The sequence below is a fragment of the Promicromonospora sp. NPDC090134 genome, from assembly GCF_044746965.1.
Classification (GTDB): domain Bacteria; phylum Actinomycetota; class Actinomycetes; order Actinomycetales; family Cellulomonadaceae; genus Promicromonospora.
Genome location: NZ_JBIVCZ010000014.1, coordinates 36,690 through 55,676, shown reverse-complemented (window position 1 = coordinate 55,676; position 18,987 = coordinate 36,690). Strand labels below are relative to the sequence as shown.

Here is an 18,987-nt window from a genome sequence, read left to right as displayed (position 1 = left end):
TTATACCTCCGCTGAGCCGGCTCTCGCGTGCACCCGGATCGCGTCGTCGTAGTGCCCCATGAGCTCGGAGCAGATGTCGTGCCACGTGCGGCCCTCGGCGCGCTCGCGCGCCGCGGTCCCGAAGGCCCGCCGCTTGCGCTCGTCGCCCACCAGGTCGACGACGCGGGCGCGGAGCGCCTCGTGGTCACCTGGAGGGTACAGCCAGCCGTCGTGGGAGTGCCGGACGATGTCCAGCGGGCCGCCCGCGGCGGGCGCGACGACGGGGACGCCGCTGGCGTGCGCCTCCTGCAGCGTCTGGCCGAAGGTCTCCAGCTCGCCCGGGTGCACGAACACGTCGAGGCTCGCCATCGCCCGCGACAGCTCGGCCCCGCGCAGCAGCCCGGTGAAGTGGGCGGCCGGCAGGATGTGCCGCAGCTCGTCCCGCTCGGGCCCGTCGCCGACGATCACGAGGCGCACGTTCGGCAGGTCCTGCACCACGCGCAGCGCCTCGACCTGCTTCTCGGCGGCCAGGCGGCCCACGTAGCCCACGAGGATCTCGCGCCCGGCGCCGACCCGGCGGCGCCAGGCCTCGTCCCGGAACTGCGGGTGGAACGCGCGCGTGTCGACGCCGCGGCCCCACAGGCGCAGGTTGGGGATGCCGTGGTTCTCGAGCTGGCGCATGGTCGCGGTCGACGGCGCGAGCGTCATCGTCGCGCGCTCGTGGATGTCCTTGACCCGCTTCCAGAGCAGCGGCTCGAAGTGGCCCAGGCCGTACCGTGCCGCGTACCCGGGCACCTCGGTCTGGTAGACGGCGACGCTCGGCAGGCCCAGCCGCTCGGCGGCGAGGATGCCGCGCCAGCCGAGGATGAAGGGGGAGGCCAGGTGGACGACGTCGGGCGCGAACGTGGCCAGCGTGCGCTCGGTGCGCCACTTCTTGCCCACGACCAGGCGCACGTCCGGGTACCCCGGGAAGCCGATGGAGCCGAGCTCGACCACGGGGGCGCCGCTCACGAAGGGCGGGACGTGGCCGATCGACGCGTCGGCGTCGGGCGCGAGGACCATGGCCTGGTCCCCTCGCTCGTGAAGGTGCTCGAGGACCCGCAGGACGGAGTTGGTGACCCCGTTCACCTGCGGGAGGAAACTCTCCGCAACGATGGCTACTCGCACGCTACGAACCTGCCGGTCGTCGATGTCCGGACGAAGTCCTCCGTGCGGCGAGTCGGGGAACGGGTGGCGTCGAGACGGTAACCGCTACACACGATGTCACAATCCTGACCGTAGCGGAGCCACCAGGCCCCTGGCATGGGGAACACCCCTGAAGTGACCCTCAACTCGTTCTGGTCGGCACCTTGCGGGCAAAGGCGAGCTGGGACAGGCGGACGAGCGCGCCGACCAGGAGGGCCACCAGCAGCGCGTTGCGCAGGGCGCCGACGCTCGTCGCGAAAGGCCAGCCGCCCAGGAACTCGCCGTACCGCAGCGGGTAGATCTCCATGGTCAGCCGGGCCACGACCAGGGTGCCGACGGCGGGCACGAACCACGTGCGCCGGGTGCCCTGGCTGCGGCTGCCGAGCGCGATCGCGGCCGCGACGGGCGGGCCGATCCACGCGATGAACTGCGGTGAGCCCACCTTGTTGAAGACGATCAGCGCGAGCAGCTCGGCGGCCGCGCCGACCAGCAGGATGTCCCCGACCCGCTCGGGCCGGCGCCGGGCCGCCCACCAGATCAGGGCCGCGATCAGGACCGCGGCGAGCGGGAGGGCGACGTCGAGCGCCTGCGCGACGGCGTCGGCGCCGTCGCCGAGCACCTCGTACGTGAAGATGACGTCGTCGTACTCGACCTGGATCGAGGAGTCCCAGAGCCGGGCCACCGTGAACGGTGTGGCGGCGACGGCTTCGACCTGGAGCTGCCGGTCGCCCTGCTCGCCGAACACGTCCAGCACGTTGTCCTGCCCGCCGCCCGCGAAGGCGATGCCGATGACGACGGCGGACACCGCCGCGCCCGGCAGCACCACGTTTCGCAGGAAGGCCTTGGCGTCCCTGGCCGTGGCGGCCAGCGCCAGGGCCACCGCGCCCGGGGCGATCTTGATCCACGCGCCCACGGTGGCCAGGGCCATCGCGAGCGCCGGCCGGCGCACCGCGATGAGCAGCGCGACGAGGATGATCGGTGCCAGCAGACCGTCGAGGCGCCCGATCCAGATGGGCCCGAGCATGACGAGGAAGAACAGCCAGAACCAGACGGCGGCGCGCCCGTGGGGCTTGGCCCGGCCGAGCAGGGCGACGGCCCCGGCGTTGGCGGCGGTGACCATGCCCATCCACACCCAGCCGTAGGCGACCGTGGTGTCGGTGAACAGCGCGGGGACCGTCATCGGGCCCAGGGCACCGAGCGGGTAGACCCAGGCGTAGGTGAACACGGGCCACGAGCCGGTGTTCATGCCGTTGCGGACCCACCACTCGTACAGGTTCACGTCGCCGAGGATCTGCCCCCCGAAGACCCAGGTCTGAAAGATGATCCAGGCGTGGGTGAGGGCGAACGCGACCCACAGGGCCGGCCAGGACGAGAGCACGCGGATGGCGGACCGCAGGATGTCCTGGCCCACGGCCTTGGGCGATGTCGACAGGTCTGACGGGCTCGGCACGGGCCACATCTTTGCACTGATCGAGGATCGCGTCGGCGATCGGCCGGGACGGGTACAAGTTCGGACATTCGCGAGTTAGAGTTCGGGTACCCGAACTTTCTGGAGCCCAGATGACTCGCACCGCAGTGCAGCCACGGACCGGCCGCGCCCGTCTCTTCGTCCTGCTCGGACCCGCCTTCGTGGCGGCCATCGCCTACGTGGATCCCGGCAACGTGGCCGCGAACCTCACCGCGGGCGCGCGGTTCGGGTACCTGCTCGTCTGGGTGCTCGTGGCGGCCAACGCGATGGCGGTGCTGGTGCAGTACCTGTCGGCCAAGCTCGGCGTGGTGACCGGCCGGTCGCTGCCCGAGGTGCTGGGGGAGCGGCTGCCCCGCCCGGCGCGCCTGGCGTACTGGGTGCAGGCGGAGGTCGTCGCCGCGGCGACCGACCTGGCCGAGGTGATCGGCGGCGCCATCGCGCTCAACCTGCTGTTCGGCGTGCCGCTCGTGCTCGGCGGCGTCATCACCGGGGTGGTGTCCCTGCTGGTGCTGGGGATCCAGCAGCGGCGCGGCCAGCGGGCCTTCGAGGGCGTCGTCACCTCGATGCTCGCCGTGCTCACGGTCGGCTTCTGCGCCGGGCTCTTCTTCTCGCCGCCCGACCCCGCCGCCATGCTGGCCGGCCTCGTGCCCCGCCTGGAGGGTGCCGACTCCGTGCTCCTGGCCGCCTCGATGCTCGGCGCCACGGTGATGCCGCACGCGATCTACCTGCACTCGTCGCTGGCGCGCGACCACCTGCACGCCCCGTCCACGTCGGTGCCGCGCATCCTGCGCGCCACCCGCGTCGACGTGGTGCTGGCCCTGATCCTGGCCGGGAGCGTGAACATCGCGATGCTGCTGCTCGCGGCCGCGAACCTGGCGGGCCGGGAGGGGACCGACACCATCGAGGGCGCGCACGCCGCCATCGCCGGCACGCTCGGGCCGGTCGTGGGCGTGCTGTTCGCCGTCGGGCTGCTGGCCTCGGGGCTCGCGTCCACGTCGGTGGGGGCCTATGCGGGGGCCGAGATCATGTCGGGCCTGCTGAAGGTCCGCGTGTCGCTGCTGACCCGGCGTGTGGTCACGCTGCTGCCCGCGATCGTGCTGCTCATGACCGGGATCTCGCCCACCTGGCTGCTGGTGGTGAGCCAGGTGGTGCTGAGCTTCGGCATCCCGTTCGCGATGATCCCGCTCGTGCGGCTCACCCGGGACCGCGAGCTGCTGGGCGAGCACCGGAACGCCGTGACCACCCAGGTGCTGGCCTGGGTGGTCGCGGGCGTGATCGTGGCGCTGAACGTCACCCTGCTCTGGCTCACGTTCACCGGCTGAGCGGGGCGGCGGGCCGGGGTGACGGCCCGCCTACTCGTCGAGGTAGGCGACGTCCCCGTTCGAGCTGCGCATCTCGACGGTGCGCTCGGCGTCGGGGTCGGTCGGCCCCTCGATGGTCTCGCTGCCGTTCGACGTCTGGATCGTCAGGGCCACCGGCTCGCCGTCGCCGTGCACCGTGACCCGGCCGTTGCTGGTCACGGCTTCGACGTTCCCGGCCACGGCCGAGATCTCCACCGACCCGTTGCTGGTCGTCGCCGAGGCGTTGCCCGTCACCGAGTCGATGGTGATCCGGCCGTTGCTGGTGTCGCCGGTGACCGCGCCGTCCACGTCGTCGACGGAGATCTCGCCGTTGGAGGTCGAGACCTCCACGTCGGCGCCGGCGTTCGCGACCGTGATGTCGCCGTTGCTGGAGCGGGCGAACAGCTGGCCGGCGATGTCGGCGGCCTCGACCCGGCCGTTGCTCGTGCGCAGCGACACGTCGCCGGCCACGCCGCTCGCGACGACGTCGCCGTTCTCGCTGCGGACCACCACCTCCGTGTCGGCGGGCAGGGTCACGTCGAGCTCGCCGGAGCAGCGGGGCAGGAGGATCGACCAGCCGCAGCGGTGGGTGACCACGAGCTGGTTCGCCGACACCTCGTCCGAGTAGGTGGGGTGCCGCAGCCCGCTGTGCGCGATGGCGTCGACCTCGATGCCGCCCTCGGCGGCGGTGACGCTGACGTCTCCGTCGGTCACCAGCTCCACCGTCCCGACGGCGTCGTAGGAGAAGTGGTTGGTCCTCGTCTCCGACATCATCAGGTCGACGAGGAACAGCGCCCCGAAGCCGACGACGACCACACCGAGCACCACGCCGAGCGTGGTCAGCACGCGGGCGGTCGCACCACGCTGCGGGGGACCGGGTGCGTACCCGGCGTCCTGGGGGTAGCTGCCGGGAACAGGCTGTGTCATCAGCGGGATCCGTTCTGGTCGAGCCAGCGCAGCACGGCGAGCACCCGGCGGTGGTCGTCGGCGGCCGGCGGGAGGCCGAGCTTGGTCAGGATGTTGGTGACGTGCTTCTCCACCGCGGCCAGCCCCACGACGAGGCGGTCCGCGATGGCGGCGTTGGAGCGTCCCTCGGCCATGAGCGCGAGCACCTCGCGCTCGCGGCGGGTCAGGACGTCGAGGTCGGAGCCGGGGTGGCGGGCGATGATCTGCGAGACCACCTCGGGGTCGACGACGGTGCCGCCGCCGGACACCCGGGCGACCGCGTCGAGGAACTCGTCGACGTCGGCCACGCGGTCCTTGAGGACGTAGCCCAGGCCGCGCGCACCGCGGGCGAACAGCTCGCTCGCGTAGCTCTGCTCCACGTACTGCGACAGCACGAGCACCGGCAGGTCCGGGTGCAGGCTGCGCAGGTGCACGGCCGCGCGCAGTCCCTCGTCGGTGTGCGACGGCGGCATGCGGACGTCGGTGACGAGCAGGTCGGGCAGCTCGGCGTCCGGCTTCGACAGCGCCAGGACCAGCCGGTCCGCCGTGCCGTACCCCGTCACCTCGTGCCCCTCGGCCACCAGCAGGCGGGTCAGGCCGTCCAGGAGGAGGACGGAGTCCTCCGCGATCACGATGCGCACGGGACCTCCACGGTCAGGCGGGTTCCCGCGCCGGGCGGGCTGTCGAGCTCGAAGGTGCCGTCCAGGGCGGCGACCCGGCCGCGCAGTCCGGCGAGCCCGCTGCCTGCGGACAGCTCGGCGCCGCCGCGGCCGTCGTCGGACACCGCGACGCGCAGGCGTGCCGGGTGGTCGTCGGGCACGAGGCTCGCGTGCACCAGGACCATGTCCGCCCCGGCGTGCTTGGCCACGTTGGTCAGGGCCTCCGCGACCACGAAGTACGCCGCGGCCTGCGCGGCCGCGCTCGCGGGCGAGAGGTCGCCCGTCACCTCCACGCGCACCGGGACCGGGCTGCGGCCCGCCAGCGCGGACAGGGCCGCGTCGAGCCCGCGGTCCGAGAGGACGGCGGGGTGGATGCCGCGCACCAGGTCGCGCAGCTCGGCGAGGGTCTCCTTGATCTCGCGGTGCGCGAGCTCCAGGGCCGCGACGGCGTGCTCGGGGTCCTTGTCGGCCAGGCGGCGGGCCACGCCGAGCTCGACGCCGAGGGCGACCAGGCGCTGCTGGGCGCCGTCGTGCAGGTCGCGCTCGATGCGGCGGCGCTCGGTGTCGGCGGCGGAGACCGCCGCGGTGCGCGACTCGGTGAGCACCACGGCGCGCTCGCGGGCGGTGTGCGCGGCGGCCTCGGCCGCACGCGTCTCCCGCTCGGCGGCGGCGGCCCGGGCATGGGCCACCTCGGCCGCGGACGGCCCGAGCAGGACCGTCGCGAGGCGCACCATGAGGTACGACCCGTACTGCGCGAGGGCGGCCGCCGCCCAGACGAGCACGACGGCGCCGCCGAGGGCGCCGACGACCGTGGCCGGCCAGGGCAGGCCGGACCACTGCGCGAGCGCGCTGTCCCGGCCCACCAGCGTGAAGGCGACGGCGGCGACAGCCGCGGCCGCCAGGGCGGTGGTGACCGAGAAGAACACGCAGGTGGTGAGCATCCCGAGGAAGGCGTGGAGCGTGGCGGCCCAGGCGCGGTCGTCGCGGACGGGCGCCCACAGCCGGGACCAGAACGTGGGGCGGACCGGCGCGGGCGTCGGCCGCGGGGCGGGGATCCGGACACCGGTCTGGCGGGCGACGCGGGCGCGTTCGGCCGTGCCGAACCGCCGGGCGACGACGAGCCAGAAGGCGAGCATCGGTACCCCGAGACCGAGCGCGGGGACGAGCCCGGCCGAGACCAGGACGAGGATCCAGAGGGTCAGGCCGGCCGTCAGGTGCCAGATCCAGCCCACGGCCAGCGCGGCGAGGGCGCGCCGGGTCGCGGGGTCGTACGGGCCCCGGAGGAATCCCGCGCCCGAGGTCAGCGCGGGGGCCACCTGGTCCGCGAGGGTGCGGGGCGGGGGCGGGGGCGCCGGCGTCGGGCCGTCATCGCTGGTCATGGACACGACACTAGGCGGACCGGCGCCCCCGGCACATTGAGTGACCCCACCGGGTGCGGGTGGGGTTTTCCCTACCTCCGCACGGCTCAGGCGAAGGCGCTGGTGCCCGTGATCTCGCGGCCGATGATGAGGGCCTGCATGCTCTCGGTGCCCTCGTAGGTGTGCAGGGCCTCGATGTCGGCGAAGTGCCGGGCCACGCGGTTCTCCAGCAGGATCCCGTTGCCGCCGAGCAGGTCGCGGGCGATCGACGCGATCTCGCGTGCGCCGCGTGTGCACGTGTACTTGGCGAGCGACGCCTGCGGGCCGGTGAGCTGCTCGGCCTCGTCGAGCCGCGTCATCTGCTTCACCAGGAGCTGCATCTGCGTGAGGATCGACAGCATCTTCGTGAGGCGCTCCTGCACCATCTGGCTCGCCGCGAGGGGGCGGCCGAACTGCACGCGCTGCTTCGAGTAGGCCACGGCCGTCTCGTAGCAGGCGATGGCCTGCCCGACGGCGCCCCAGGCGACGCCGAGCCGCGTGGCGAACAGCACGCGGCCGGTGTCCTTGAAGGACCGGGACTTCGGCAGCAGGCTGTCGGCCGGCACGAACACGTCGTCCAGCACGATGTGCGCCTGGTGGATGGCGCGCAGCGAGAGCTTGCCCTGGATGGTCGTGGCCTCGTAGCCCGGGGTGTCCTGCGGCACGATGTAGCCGTGGACCTGGCCGTCCTCGCCGCGCGCCCACACCACGGAGATGTCGCCGATCGAGCCGAAGCCGATCCACTTCTTCTCGCCGTTGATCACGTACCCCTCGACGCCGTCGCGCGTCTCCTTGACGGCGGAGGTCTCCAGGCCCACGGAGTCCGAGCCGTGCGTGGGCTCGGTGAGCGCGAACGCGCCCAGGATCTCGCCGCGGGCCATCGGGCCGGCGTACTTCTCGACCTGCTCGTCGGAACCGAGCATCACGATCGAGCGCAGCGCGAGGCCGCCCTGCACGCCGCAGATGGTGGTCACCGAGCCGTCGCCGCGCGACATCTCCATCGCGGACAGGCCCTCGGCCATCTTGGAGATCTTCGGGAAGCCGGGCACGTCCACGCCGTCGCGCAGGAAGTCCAGCTCGGCCATGCGCTTGACCAGGTCCATCGGTACCTCGTACCGCTCCCAGTAGCCGTCGATGACAGGCAGCACCTCGTCCTGCACGAACTGGCGGACGGCGAGCTGCTGGGCCCGCTCCTCCGCCGTGATGTCGGCGAACACGCCGGCGAAGTCGATGTCGAGCGGTTGTGAGACGTCGTAGGCGGGCGCCGTCACCCCGGGGGTCTGAGTCATGCCTCCCATGGTGCGCCGGTACCGGATCTCAGGTCAAGCGATACTACGTCTCACCCGATCGAGGTCTCGGCGTGGCGGCAGGCGCGCCCGTGCGCCCACGGCTGCGGGCGGGTCCGCACCCGTTCGCCCGACGCCGCGGCGCGCCGCACCTCGAGCTGGAGGTACTGGTCCTGCGCCGCCTCGGCCACGGAGTACGGCGGCGGCGCCCCGTGCAGCACGTGGTCGGCCATGTCGGCGACGATGCGCGCGATCGACAGCTCGTCGTCGGGCAGGCGGGCCGGGCGGAACGCGTTGCGGTACAGCCACTCGCCGTCGAGCGTGTACCCGCGCAGGAACAGGCCCTCGTGGCTGCCGGCGCCGCCCGCGGCCACGCGCTCCAGCGCGGAGCGGCGGGGCAGGCCGTCGGCACCGGCGCGGCGCACGACGTCGTCGCGCAGCTCGCCCCGCTCGCCGCGCACCAGCAGGGCGGGGGAGCGGACCCAGGAGCGGTACTGGACGTCGTCGAACTCGTAGGTGCCGAGGCGGTCGCCGTAGTCCAGCCACGCGGTCGCGTGCACCGTGTCGACGAGGGCGAGGTCGTCGGGGTCGTCCGCCCGGCTGGGGCTCGGCAGCACCCGGCGGGCGTCCCGCCGGGCGGTGATCTCGACGTCCTCGAAGCCGGCGCCCAGGGCGCGGCGCAGCACGCTGATGCCGTGGTAGTCGTGCGCCACGGCGACGTGCGCGTCGGTCACGGCGCCGAGCAGGCCGGACGCCGCCACCGCGAGCTGCGCCGCGACCAGCGGCTCCAGGTGGTACTGCTCGGCCACGTGCACGCAGGCGCCGTCGTCCACGAGCCGCTGCAGCGCGGCCAGCTCCTCGACCGTGCCGGCCGCCGGCGTCTCCGTGAGCGCGGGGACGCCGGCGGCGGCGAGCTCGCGGACCACCGGCTGGGCCGCGCCCGCGGGGAGGGTCAGCAGCACCAGGTCCGGGGCGCCGCCGTCGACCAGCTCCCGCACCGAGGCGAAGACCGGGGCGGGCAGCCCCGCCAGCCCGGCGGCCGACAGACCGCGCGCCGCCAGCGCCTCGCGGTCCGCCGCGTTGCGGGTGGCCACCCCGGCCACCTCGAAGCGGTCCGGCAGGGCGTGCAGCACCCGCAGCATGGTGCGGGCGCGAAAGCCCGAGCCGACGATCCCGATCCTGGCCGTACGCTCCTGTGCGTTCACGAGCGCCGACGGTACGCGATCAGGCGGTCGCGACCGCCGTGCGGTCCGGGCCGGCGTTCTCCCGGCGGCTGATGCGCCACCACGCGAAGAAGCCGAACAGCGTGAACGCCCCGTAGATCACGTACATCAGCGCGGTGGCCCAGTACCCGGCGGAGAACAGCAGCGGGACGCCCACGAGGTCGACGGCCACCCAGATCAGCCAGAACTCGACCCAGCCCTTGGCCATGCCGTAGGTGGCGAGCACCGAGCCCGTGAAGATCCAGGCGTCGGCCCAGACCGGCTCGTACGAGCCGAGGGCACGGAAGAGGGGGGTCAGGAGCAGGGTCCCGGCGAGCATCCCGGTCACGAGGCCGATGCGGACCCGCCACGAGGCCCAGCGCGGGTGCACCGCGACGGTGCCGGCGCCGCCCGCCCGCTGGGTCTGCCGCCAGCGGTACCAGCCGTAGATCGAGACGGCGATGAACATGATCTGCCGGGCGGCCTGGCCGAGCATGTCGGCCCGCCCCGTCTCACCGAACCAGGAGCCCATGAAGACGGTGAACAGCAGGATGTTGCCGACGATGCCCACCGGCCACGCCCACACCTTGCGGCGCAGGCCGCCCACTGCGGAGGTCAGGCCGAACAGGTTGCCGATGACCTCGCGCCAGTAGATCTGCTGGTCGCCGACCAGGAACGTCGCGTCGTAGGCGGCGCGGAACCAGTCCATGTCTCTTCCCTCTTCCGAAGTCCGCACACGGGACTCCGGGGTGAGGGCCGGCACGCCACGAGGGCGCCGACGACGACACGGTGCCGGGGACCCCGAGGGGTCGACGGCGCGCGCCGCACGTGCTTCCTCCCATCCGGACTTTCACCGTCGGTCCTGGAATCTCACCAGGTCAACCGGGTTCTCCCGAAGGAGCACCCGGGTCGCGGACTATCACCGCCGGCTCGGAATTTCACCGACCCCGGAGCACGTGTGCAACTGCTGCTGCACGATGTCTAGCGGAACACAGGATGCCACGGCGGCATTCCCGGCCGGAAGTACCGCGGGTCCGGTCGTCAGACGAGCGCGTCCCGGACGGCGCGGGCCACCTCGTCGGGCCCGGCCACCCCCTCGACGACGGTGACGACGACGCGGCGGGTGACCGGGGTGCCGTCGTCGGCCAGGGGGCTGGCGGCGGTGCCGAGCACGGCGGCGCGCCGCAGGTCGGCGAAGGCCTCCTCCAGCTCGGGCCGCAGCTCGAGCGACGGCGTGCGCAGCCAGCGCCGCAGGATCGCGTTGTGCACCGCGACCACCGAGGCCGCGAACGCGATCGACGCCGTGGAGGCGGAGCGCTCGGGCGGCAGGGTGTCGCGCAGGTAGTGCGTGAACGCCCGCTCGTAGCGGTGCGTCGTGATGAGCTCGCGGTCGCGCAGGGCCGGGACCTGCTGCAGCAGCGCGTACCGGGCCAGGGAGGTCTCGCGCTGGCCCACGTGGTGGTCGAACACCATGCGCGCCGCGCGGCACACCTCGAGGTACGGGTCGACGTCGGGGTCCCACGCGCGCCCCAGGTCGTGGCCGGACTCCTCGCTCGCCCGCGCATCGGGGCGGGTCGCGGCCAGCATGACCACCACCTCCTCGAGCAGCAGCTCGTGGTCCGCGAAGACCACGTCCTCCTTCGAGCGGAACCGGCGGAAGAACGTCGCGCGGCTCACCTTCGCGGCGTCGGCGATCTCCTCGACGGTGGTTCCCTCGTACCCCTGCCGAGTGAACAGGTCCACCGCAGCGTCGACTGCCTGCGCGTGCGTGTGGGTACGGACGGCGGTCATGCCAGGCAGGCTACCGCGTGCCCCCCGGCCACCGTGAAGAGTCTTTGAGCGAAGAATGCGGTTCATGATGCGAATTTTCCCGTTTGCCGGAGATCTTCCCTGACTGCAGTCTGCGCAGGTAGCGCACCTCGCGCACGGCCATCAACAGGCCGAGAACACCGGGTACCGCGGACCACGGGTGGCCGAGGATCACCCCCACCAGGCACACCAGAAAGATCACCCCGCCACCCACGACGGTGGCGAGGCTTCCCCATCGGATCCCGGTCACGCGGTTGAGCGTAGTCTGCTGCGCGTGACCGAGACCGCAGCCCGTCCCGTCGTCGACGTCTACGTCGACCCCATGTGCCCCTTCGCCTGGATCACGTCGCGCTGGGCCCTCGAGGTGGCCCAGATCCGCGACGTCGAGCTCACCTTCAAGCTGATGAGCCTCTACCTGCTCAACAAGGACCGGGACATCCCCGACGACTACCGGGCGCGCATCGAGCGCTCCCGGGGCATCGGCCGCATCGCCGCGGCCGTGCAGACCGACCACGGCCCCGAGGCCTTCTCGGCCTTCTACACCGCCGCCGGCACGCGCATCCACAACCAGCAGGACAAGGCCTTCGACGACGTGGCCGTCGCGGCGCTCGCCGAGGCCGGCCTGCCCGCGGAGCTCGCCCACGCGGCGACGTCCGAGGACTACGACGAGGAGCTCGCCGCCTCCCACGAGGCCGGCATGAAGCCCGTCGGGGACGACGTCGGCACGCCCACCATCCACGTCGACGGCGTGGCCTTCTTCGGTCCGGTGCTCACGCGCATCCCGCGCGGCGAGGAGGCGGGCGCGCTGTTCGACGCCTCCGTGGCGCTGGCGCGCTACCCGTACTTCTACGAGATCAAGCGGTCGCGCACGACCGACCCCCAGTTCGACTGACCACCACCGGCACCAGAGGAAACATGACTCTCGACCTGCGTATCTTCATCGAGCCCCAGCAGGGCGCCAGCTACGACGACCAGCTCGCCGTCGCGCGCGCGACCGAGGAGCTCGGGTTCAGCGCGTTCTTCCGCTCCGACCACTACCTCGCCATGGGCGACCGTGACGGCCTGCCCGGCCCGACCGACTCCTGGATCACGCTGGCCGGCCTCGCCCGCGAGACGTCCACGGTGCGGCTCGGCACCCTCGTCTCCTCGGCGACGTTCCGGCACCCCGGCGTGCTCGCCATCCAGGTGGCGCAGGTGGACCAGATGTCCGGCGGCCGCGTGGAGCTGGGCCTCGGCACCGGCTGGTTCGCCGCCGAGCACGCCGCGTACGGCATCCCGTTCCCCGAGAAGCGGTTCGGCATCCTGGAGGAGCAGCTCGCCGTCGTCACCGGGCTGTGGGGCACGCCCGTGGGCGAGAAGTTCTCCTTCTCGGGCGAGCACTACCAGGTCACCGACTCGCCGGCGCTGCCGAAGCCCGCGCAGGCGAAGATCCCGGTGCTCGTCGGGGGCGGCGGCCCGCGCCGCACGCCCGCCCTGGCCGCGCGGTACGGCGACGAGTACAACCAGTCCTTCCCGGAGATCGGCGCGATCGGCCCGCGGATCAAGGTGGTCGAGAAGGCGCTGTCCGACGCCGGGCGCGCGCCCGGCTCGATCGTCCAGTCGGTGGCGCTCGTCGCCGCGATCGGCCGGGACGAGGCCGAGTTCACCCGCCGCGCCGGCGCGATCGGGCGCGAGCCCGCCGAGCTGCGCGAGCACGGCATCGCCGGGACCGTCGCCGAGGCCGCGGACCGGCTCAAGGCCCTGGAGGCCGAGGGCGTCGAGCGCGTCTACCTGCAGGTGCTCGACCTGGCGGACCTCGACCACCTCGACCTGGTCGCGCGCGAGGTGCGTCCACAGCTCGGCTGACGCCGCTCCCGCCTGACCTCCGGGCCGCCCCGCCACTCGCGGGGCGGCCCGTTCGCTTCCGCAGGCCGTCGCGGTGAAAGTTCCCTAGGGTCGTCTCAGCCGCTCCTCGCGACACACCCAGGAGAAGTCATGCCGAGCTTTTCTCGTGTTGCCCGTGCTTCCCTGGCCGCCGCCCTGCTCGTCGCCGGAGCGCTCGTCGCCGGCCCGGCTGCCTCCGCCGTCGACGGTTTCCGGCGGGGTCCGGACCCGACCGAGGCGAGCATCGAGGCGCCGCTGGGCTCGTTCGACGTCGGCGTCGCCGTCATCTCCCGGGCCGCCGCCGTCGGGTTCGGCGGCGGCACCGTCTACTACCCGACCGACACCTCCGAGGGCACGTTCGGTGCGGTCGCCGTCGCGCCGGGCTACACGGGTACCCAGGCGGGCATCGCGTGGCTCGGTCCGCGCCTGGCCTCGCAGGGCTTCGTCGTCGTGACGATCGACACGTTCACCGGCGGCGACTCGCCCGCCAGCCGCGGCGACCAGCTCCTCGCCGCGCTGGACCAGCTGCGGGGCACCGCGGTGGCGGACCGGATCGACCCCGCGCGGCTCGCCGTGATGGGCCACTCGATGGGCGGCGGAGGCAGCCTGGAGGCGGCCAAGGACCGGCCCGCGCTGCGGGCGGTCGTGCCGCTCACCCCGTGGAACGTGGACAAGTCGTTTCCCGAGGTCAGCGCGCCCACCCTGGTGATCGGGGCCGAGCGGGACACGGTCGCCCGGGTGCGCCTGCACGCCGAGCCGATGTACGAGTCGCTCCCGGCCGGCGGCGACAAGGCCTACCTGGAGCTGCGCGGCGCGGCGCACGACGCGCCGAACCTGCCCGACGCGGCCATCGCCCGGTACAGCATCTCGTGGCTCAAGCTTTACGTGGACGACGACGAGCGCTACGCCCGGTTCCTCTGCCCCGCGCCGGAGCCGGACGAGCAGATCAGCGAGTACCGCAGCACCTGCTGACCCGGCAGCACCCGTTGACCTATAGGATCCGCGCGACATTCCCGTTGCGAGATCAAGGACAACACAATGCGACTCGGCTGGACGCTGCACGGTGATGGCGCGCGCATCACCCCCGGAGAGGTGGTCGCCCCGCACGAGCGGCTGAGCTGGCCGCGTACGGTCGGGATCGGCCTGCAGCACATCGTCGCGATGTTCGGCGCCACCTTCCTGGTGCCGACCATCACCCAGTTCGACCCGGCGACGACGCTGTTCTTCTCGGCGATCGGCACGATCCTCTTCCTGCTCATCACGGGCAACAAGCTGCCGAGCTACCTGGGGTCGAGCTTCGCGTTCATCGCGCCGATCACCGCGGCCACGGCGTCGGGCGGCCAGTCCGTCGCGATCGGCGGCATCCTGGCCACGGGCCTGCTCCTGGCGGTCGTCGGCGTGGTGGTGCACTTCGCCGGGGCGCGCTGGATCCAGGTCGCCATGCCGCCCGTGGTCACCGGCGTGATCGTGGCGCTCATCGGGCTCAACCTGGCGCCGGTGGCCTGGGGGTCGTGCGACGAGGAGGGCGCCTGCACCGGCTTCCAGGCCTCGCCCGTCACTGCCGTGGTCACCCTCGCCTCGATCATCCTGATCCAGGTGCTGTTCCGGGGCCTCGTCGGGCGCCTCGCGATCCTGCTCGGCGTGGTGATCGGCTACGCGTTCGCCGCGACCCGCGGTGAGGTCGACTTCGAGAAGGTCAAGGAGGCCGGCTGGGTCGGCCTGCCGCACTTCACCGCGCCGTCGTTCGACCCGGGCGTGCTCGGGCTGTTCCTCCCGGTCGTGCTCGTCCTCATCGCCGAGAACGTCGGGCACGTGAAGTCGGTGGCCGCGATGACCGGCCGCGACTACGACAAGCTCACCGGCCGCGCCCTGTTCGCCGACGGCCTCGCGACCACGCTGGCCGGCCTCGGCGGCGGCTCCGGCACCACCACGTACGCCGAGAACATCGGCGTCATGGCGGCCTCGCGCGTGTACTCCACGGCCGCGTACTGGGTGGCCGCGTTCGGCGCGCTGGTGCTCAGCATGTCGCCCAAGTTCGGCGCGCTGATCAACACCGTGCCGCAGGGCGTGCTCGGCGGCGTCACCACCATGCTCTACGGGATGATCGGCATCCTCGGCGCACGCATCTGGGTGCAGGCGAAGGTCGACTTCTCCGACTCGGTGAACCTGACCACGGCGGCCGTGCCCCTCGTCATCGGCATCGCGGACTTCACGTGGACGGCCGGCGACCTGCAGTTCGGCGGCATCGCGCTGGGCACCGCGTCGGCCCTGGTCATCTACCACGTCATGCGCGCCATCGGCCGCTGGCGCGGTACTGCCAAGGGCTGACTCCCACCACCTGTCAGACGTACAGGTCACCCTGGTGACCTGTACGTCTGACACCGGTATGGACAGTCGGCTGAACACGTGGTTAGCATATTGAACATGCGTTCAGCCGACGACGTCGAGGACCTCACCTCCCGCGCCCGGATCCGCGACACAGCGGTCCGCCGGTTCGCGGTGGAGGGCTTCGGCGCCTCGATCCGCTCGATCGCCGCCGACGCCGGGGTGAGCGCCGGCCTCGTGATGCACCACTTCGGCTCCAAGGACCGGCTGCGGGCCGAGTGCGACGCGCAGGTGCTGGCCACGATCCGGCGGCAGAAGCGCGAGAACGTCGCCGACGCGGCCGCGAACCAGAGCTTCTTCCAGAAGTTCGCGGCCGCGGAGAAGAACGCGAGCCTGGTCGGCTACGTCCTGCGGTCCATGCAGGACGGCAGCCGGCTGGCCCGGGAGTTCATCGACCACATGGTCACCGACGCCGTCGGCTACACCCGCGAGGGGGTCGCCGCCGGCGTCATCGTGCCCAGCCGGGACGAGGCCGCCCGCGCCCGTTACCTCACGCTCTCCGCCCTCGGCGCCCTGCTGCTCGAGGTGACGCTCAACCCGCCGGAGGATCCCGACGATCTCGCCGGGATCGTCCGCCGCTATCTGACCAGCAGCTACCTGCCGATGATGGAGCTGTTCACCGAGGGATACCTCACCTCTCGCCGCATGCTCGACGACTACCTCATGTACGTGCCGGACCCGCCGTCGCAGGACGGGCCGGCGCCCACGCCTGCCTCCGGCTGACCGGCCCCTGCCGGCCGACCCCTGGCGCCGCCCTGCCACGTCCCCATACCGACGTCAGAGAGCGAACGAGTCATGACCACCACACCTGCGATCGAGATCCAAGACCTGCACAAGTCCTTCGGCGCCGTGAAGGCGCTCGACGGCCTGAACCTGACCGTCCGCCCCGGGGAGGTGGCCGGGTTCCTCGGCCCCAACGGGGCGGGCAAGTCCACCACCATCCGCGTGCTGCTCGGCCTGCTGCGCCCCGACGCCGGCCGGGCCAGCCTGCTCGGCGGCGACCCGTTCGCCCAGGCGGTGGACCTGCACGGGCGCCTCGCGTACGTGCCGGGCGACGTCACCCTCTGGCCCAAGCTGACCGGCGGGGAGGCCATCGACCTCCTGCTCCGGCTCCGCGGGGTCAAGGTCGACCGGGCGCGCAAGGAGCGCATGCTCCAGCGCTTCGAGCTCGACCCCACCAAGCGGGCCGGCACCTACTCCAAGGGCAACCGGCAGAAGGTCGCCCTGGTCGCGGCGCTGAGCGCCGACGCGGAGCTGCTGGTCCTCGACGAGCCCACCTCCGGGCTGGACCCCCTCATGGAGGCGGTGTTCCAGGAGTCCATCCGCGAGGCGACGGCGAAGGGCACCTCGGTGCTGCTCTCCAGCCACATCCTCGGCGAGGTCGAGGCACTGTGCGACACCGTGACGATCATCCGCAACGGCAAGGACGTGCAGTCCGGCACGCTCGCCGAGCTGCGGCACCTCACGCGGTCCAAGGTCTCCGCCGTGGTCAGCGGGGACGTCGCCGTGCTGGACTCGGTCGCGGGCGTGCACGACCTCGTCGTGAGCGACGGCGGTGGCGCTGCGGTGTCCGACGCGGCGTCGTTCCGCATCGCGTTCCACGTGGACGACGACGCGCTGCCCCGGGTCACCCAGGTCCTGGCGAGCCTGGAGCCGCACGGTCTGACCATCGAGCCGCCGTCGCTGGAGGAGCTCTTCCTGCGGCAGTACGGCGACGAGCTCGAGCGCCTGGAGGACGCCCCCGCCGACGGTGGCTCCCTGAAGGCGGGCCGGCGATGACCGCCACGACGCTGCCGGCCGTCCCGGCACTGGAGCGCCCCGCGCTCGCGCTGCGCGGCGCGTTCGCGGGCACGGGCGACCTGCTGCGGCTCGCGCTGCGCCGCGACCGCGTGCTTCTGCCCGCGCAGATCGCCGTGTGCGTGCTGCTGTTCGTCAGCACCCTGAGCTCGGTGTCCGAGCTGTACGGGACCCAGGAGCAGCGCGACACGATCCAGGCCACCCTGGTGACCAACCCGGCATTCCTGGTGCTGCTCGGGCCCTACGAGAACACGGGGTCGATCGCGTCGACCGTCTCGTGGCGCGTCGGCATCTTCATGGTCGCCGTCTTCGGCGTGCTCGCCGCCATGGCGGTGGTGCGGCACACCCGCAAGGAGGAGCAGCTCGGCCGGCTGGAGCTCGTGCGGGCCGCCCGGGTGGGATCGCTGGCGCCGCTGGTGACCGGCCTGGTCGTCGGCGTGCTCTTCTCGGTCGTCTCGGGCGCGCTGACCACCGCGGTGGTGTGGCCGGAGGGGCCGTCCGCCGGCGCCGTGGCCCTCGGCGCGCAGGTCGCCGCGATCGGCCTGGCGGCGTCCGGCCTCGCGGCGGTGGCGGCGCAGGTCGCCTCGTCGTCCCGCGCGGCGAACGCGCTCGGCGTGTGGATCGTCATCGGCGGCTACCTGCTGCGCGGCGGGGCTGACGTCGACCCGGACGAGCTGGGCTGGCTCCACTGGGTCTCGCCGGTCGGCTGGGCGCAGCAGATCGACCCCTACGGCGCGAACGACTACGGGCCGTTCCTCCTGTGTGCCGCGCTGTTCGTCGTGGGCGGGGCGGCCGCCGGCTGGCTCACGCTGCACCGTGACCTGGGCGCGGGCCTGATCGCGGAACGGCGCGGGCCGGCGCACTCCACGTCGCTCACCTCGACCGGGGCGCTCATGGCACGGCTCACCCGCTCCTCGTTCGTCATCTGGGCGGTCTCGATCGGCGTCTACATGTTCTTCGTCGGGTACCTCATGGCGACCGCCGGGAACCTGGTGACCGAGAACGAGCAGTTCGCCGACTACATCGCCGCCATGGGCGTCCGGGGTTCCGACATCGCCGCGGGCTTCGCCGCGCTCATCATGTCCTGGACGGCGTACGCGGGTGCCGGGTACGGCGTCACGGTGGTGCAGGACATCCGCGGGGAGGAGGCGCTGGGGCGCACCGAGGCGGTGCTCGCCACCCGCACGTCCCGCTCCGGGTACCTCGCCGCCTGGCTGGTCGGGGCGGTCGGCGGGGCGATCCTGCTGCTCGGCGTGGCGGGGCTCGCCCTCGGGGCGGGCAACGCCCTGGCGTCCGACACGGGGTGGGGCGAGTCGCTCGGCGACGGCCTCGGCGCAGCCGTGGTGCACGTGCCGGCCGTGCTGGTCGTGATCGGACTCACGTCGGCGCTGTTCGGCTGGTTCCCGCGGCTGGTGGGCCTGGGGTGGGCCGTCATCGCAGCGAGCTTCCTGGTGACGCTGCTCGGCAGCCTCCTCGACCTGCCGGACGCCGTCGTCGACCTGTCGCCGTTCGCCCACGCCCCGGCCGTCCCGGCGGTGGCGTGGGCCGACGTGGACTGGGCTCCGTTGGGCTGGTTGCTGCTGATCGCGTTCGCCCTGCTCACGCTCGCGTTCGCCGGATTCCGGCGCCGCGACGTGCCGGTCGTCTGAACCCCGCCGGGCCGCGGGCCGGC

At 72.8% G+C, this 18,987-nt stretch carries 18 protein-coding genes and 1 riboswitch; of the genes, 8 read left to right on the top strand and 10 right to left on the bottom strand.

From position 1 onward, the window contains the following. Both ACIPN7_RS27495 and ACIPN7_RS27490 read right to left on the bottom strand, forming a co-directional pair. On the bottom strand, positions 1–1,146 hold the full coding sequence (locus tag ACIPN7_RS27495; protein WP_400549990.1) for a glycosyltransferase family 4 protein: 1,146 nt from the start codon (positions 1,144–1,146) through the stop codon (positions 1–3). Between the two features lie 160 nt (positions 1,147–1,306). Further along, the gene (locus ACIPN7_RS27490) at positions 1,307–2,623 is read right to left on the bottom strand and encodes a hypothetical protein (protein ID WP_400549988.1); all 1,317 of its coding nucleotides are present in this window, start codon (positions 2,621–2,623) and stop codon (positions 1,307–1,309) included. A 101-nt stretch (positions 2,624–2,724) separates the two neighbouring features. On the opposite strand from ACIPN7_RS27490, the gene ACIPN7_RS27485 reads away from it, so the two are divergent. Beyond that, entirely contained in the window at positions 2,725–3,954 is a 1,230-nt protein-coding gene (locus ACIPN7_RS27485; RefSeq protein ID WP_400549986.1) for an Nramp family divalent metal transporter, read from the top strand. Positions 3,955–3,984: 30 nt separating this feature from the next. Here the strand turns inward: ACIPN7_RS27485 and ACIPN7_RS27480 are convergent, their stop codons facing one another. The 8 genes from ACIPN7_RS27480 to ACIPN7_RS27445 all read right to left on the bottom strand — a co-directional run bounded on the left by ACIPN7_RS27480 (position 3,985) and on the right by ACIPN7_RS27445 (position 11,520). After that, positions 3,985–4,899 carry a DUF4097 family beta strand repeat-containing protein gene (locus tag ACIPN7_RS27480; protein WP_400549984.1) on the bottom strand — a complete coding sequence of 305 codons (915 nt, stop codon included), beginning with the start codon at positions 4,897–4,899 and terminating at the stop codon, positions 3,985–3,987. Next, entirely contained in the window at positions 4,899–5,558 is a 660-nt protein-coding gene (locus ACIPN7_RS27475; RefSeq protein ID WP_400549982.1) for a LuxR C-terminal-related transcriptional regulator, read from the bottom strand. The genes ACIPN7_RS27480 and ACIPN7_RS27475 overlap by 1 nt, the downstream gene beginning before the upstream one ends. Beyond that, positions 5,546–6,955, bottom strand: a complete 1,410-nt coding sequence (locus ACIPN7_RS27470) for a histidine kinase (protein ID WP_400549979.1) — start codon at positions 6,953–6,955, stop codon at positions 5,546–5,548. Before ACIPN7_RS27470 ends, ACIPN7_RS27475 begins: the two co-directional genes overlap by 13 nt. A gap of 86 nt (positions 6,956–7,041) precedes the next feature. Next, the gene (locus ACIPN7_RS27465; RefSeq protein WP_400549977.1) at positions 7,042–8,262 is read right to left on the bottom strand and encodes an acyl-CoA dehydrogenase family protein; all 1,221 of its coding nucleotides are present in this window, start codon (positions 8,260–8,262) and stop codon (positions 7,042–7,044) included. A gap of 50 nt (positions 8,263–8,312) precedes the next feature. After that, positions 8,313–9,464, bottom strand: a complete 1,152-nt coding sequence (locus ACIPN7_RS27460; protein ID WP_400549975.1) for a Gfo/Idh/MocA family protein — start codon at positions 9,462–9,464, stop codon at positions 8,313–8,315. 19 nt (positions 9,465–9,483) lie between these two features. Next, positions 9,484–10,170 carry a nicotinamide riboside transporter PnuC gene (pnuC, locus tag ACIPN7_RS27455; protein WP_400549973.1) on the bottom strand — a complete coding sequence of 229 codons (687 nt, stop codon included), beginning with the start codon at positions 10,168–10,170 and terminating at the stop codon, positions 9,484–9,486. A gap of 115 nt (positions 10,171–10,285) precedes the next feature. Further along, positions 10,286–10,421, bottom strand: a riboswitch (FMN riboswitch). An 81-nt stretch (positions 10,422–10,502) separates the two neighbouring features. Next, complete coding sequence (locus tag ACIPN7_RS27450) at positions 10,503–11,252, bottom strand: helix-turn-helix domain-containing protein (RefSeq protein WP_377219627.1); 750 nt, start codon at positions 11,250–11,252, stop codon at positions 10,503–10,505. A 10-nt stretch (positions 11,253–11,262) separates the two neighbouring features. Then, on the bottom strand, positions 11,263–11,520 hold the full coding sequence (locus tag ACIPN7_RS27445) for a hypothetical protein (RefSeq protein WP_400549971.1): 258 nt from the start codon (positions 11,518–11,520) through the stop codon (positions 11,263–11,265). Between the two features lie 24 nt (positions 11,521–11,544). Here ACIPN7_RS27445 and ACIPN7_RS27440 point away from each other — a divergent pair, with 24 nt between their 5' ends. The 7 genes from ACIPN7_RS27440 (at position 11,545) to ACIPN7_RS27410 (ending at position 18,964) form a co-directional block, all read left to right on the top strand. Further along, positions 11,545–12,162, top strand: coding sequence for a DsbA family protein (locus ACIPN7_RS27440; protein WP_400549969.1), 618 nt, complete (start codon positions 11,545–11,547; stop codon positions 12,160–12,162). 23 nt (positions 12,163–12,185) lie between these two features. Next, a complete protein-coding gene (locus ACIPN7_RS27435; protein ID WP_400549967.1) occupies positions 12,186–13,115 on the top strand; it encodes an LLM class F420-dependent oxidoreductase in 930 nt (309 codons plus the stop codon). A 129-nt stretch (positions 13,116–13,244) separates the two neighbouring features. Beyond that, positions 13,245–14,105, top strand: a complete 861-nt coding sequence (locus ACIPN7_RS27430; protein WP_400549965.1) for a serine aminopeptidase domain-containing protein — start codon at positions 13,245–13,247, stop codon at positions 14,103–14,105. A 66-nt stretch (positions 14,106–14,171) separates the two neighbouring features. Then, entirely contained in the window at positions 14,172–15,461 is a 1,290-nt protein-coding gene (locus tag ACIPN7_RS27425) for a uracil-xanthine permease family protein (RefSeq protein WP_400549963.1), read from the top strand. A 96-nt stretch (positions 15,462–15,557) separates the two neighbouring features. Continuing rightward, entirely contained in the window at positions 15,558–16,241 is a 684-nt protein-coding gene (locus ACIPN7_RS27420; RefSeq protein ID WP_400549961.1) for a TetR family transcriptional regulator, read from the top strand. A gap of 72 nt (positions 16,242–16,313) precedes the next feature. Further along, positions 16,314–17,297, top strand: a complete 984-nt coding sequence (locus ACIPN7_RS27415) for an ATP-binding cassette domain-containing protein (protein ID WP_400549959.1) — start codon at positions 16,314–16,316, stop codon at positions 17,295–17,297. Next, positions 17,294–18,964, top strand: coding sequence for an ABC transporter permease (locus ACIPN7_RS27410; protein WP_400549957.1), 1,671 nt, complete (start codon positions 17,294–17,296; stop codon positions 18,962–18,964). The genes ACIPN7_RS27415 and ACIPN7_RS27410 overlap by 4 nt, the downstream gene beginning before the upstream one ends. Positions 18,965–18,987 lie beyond the last annotated feature (23 nt).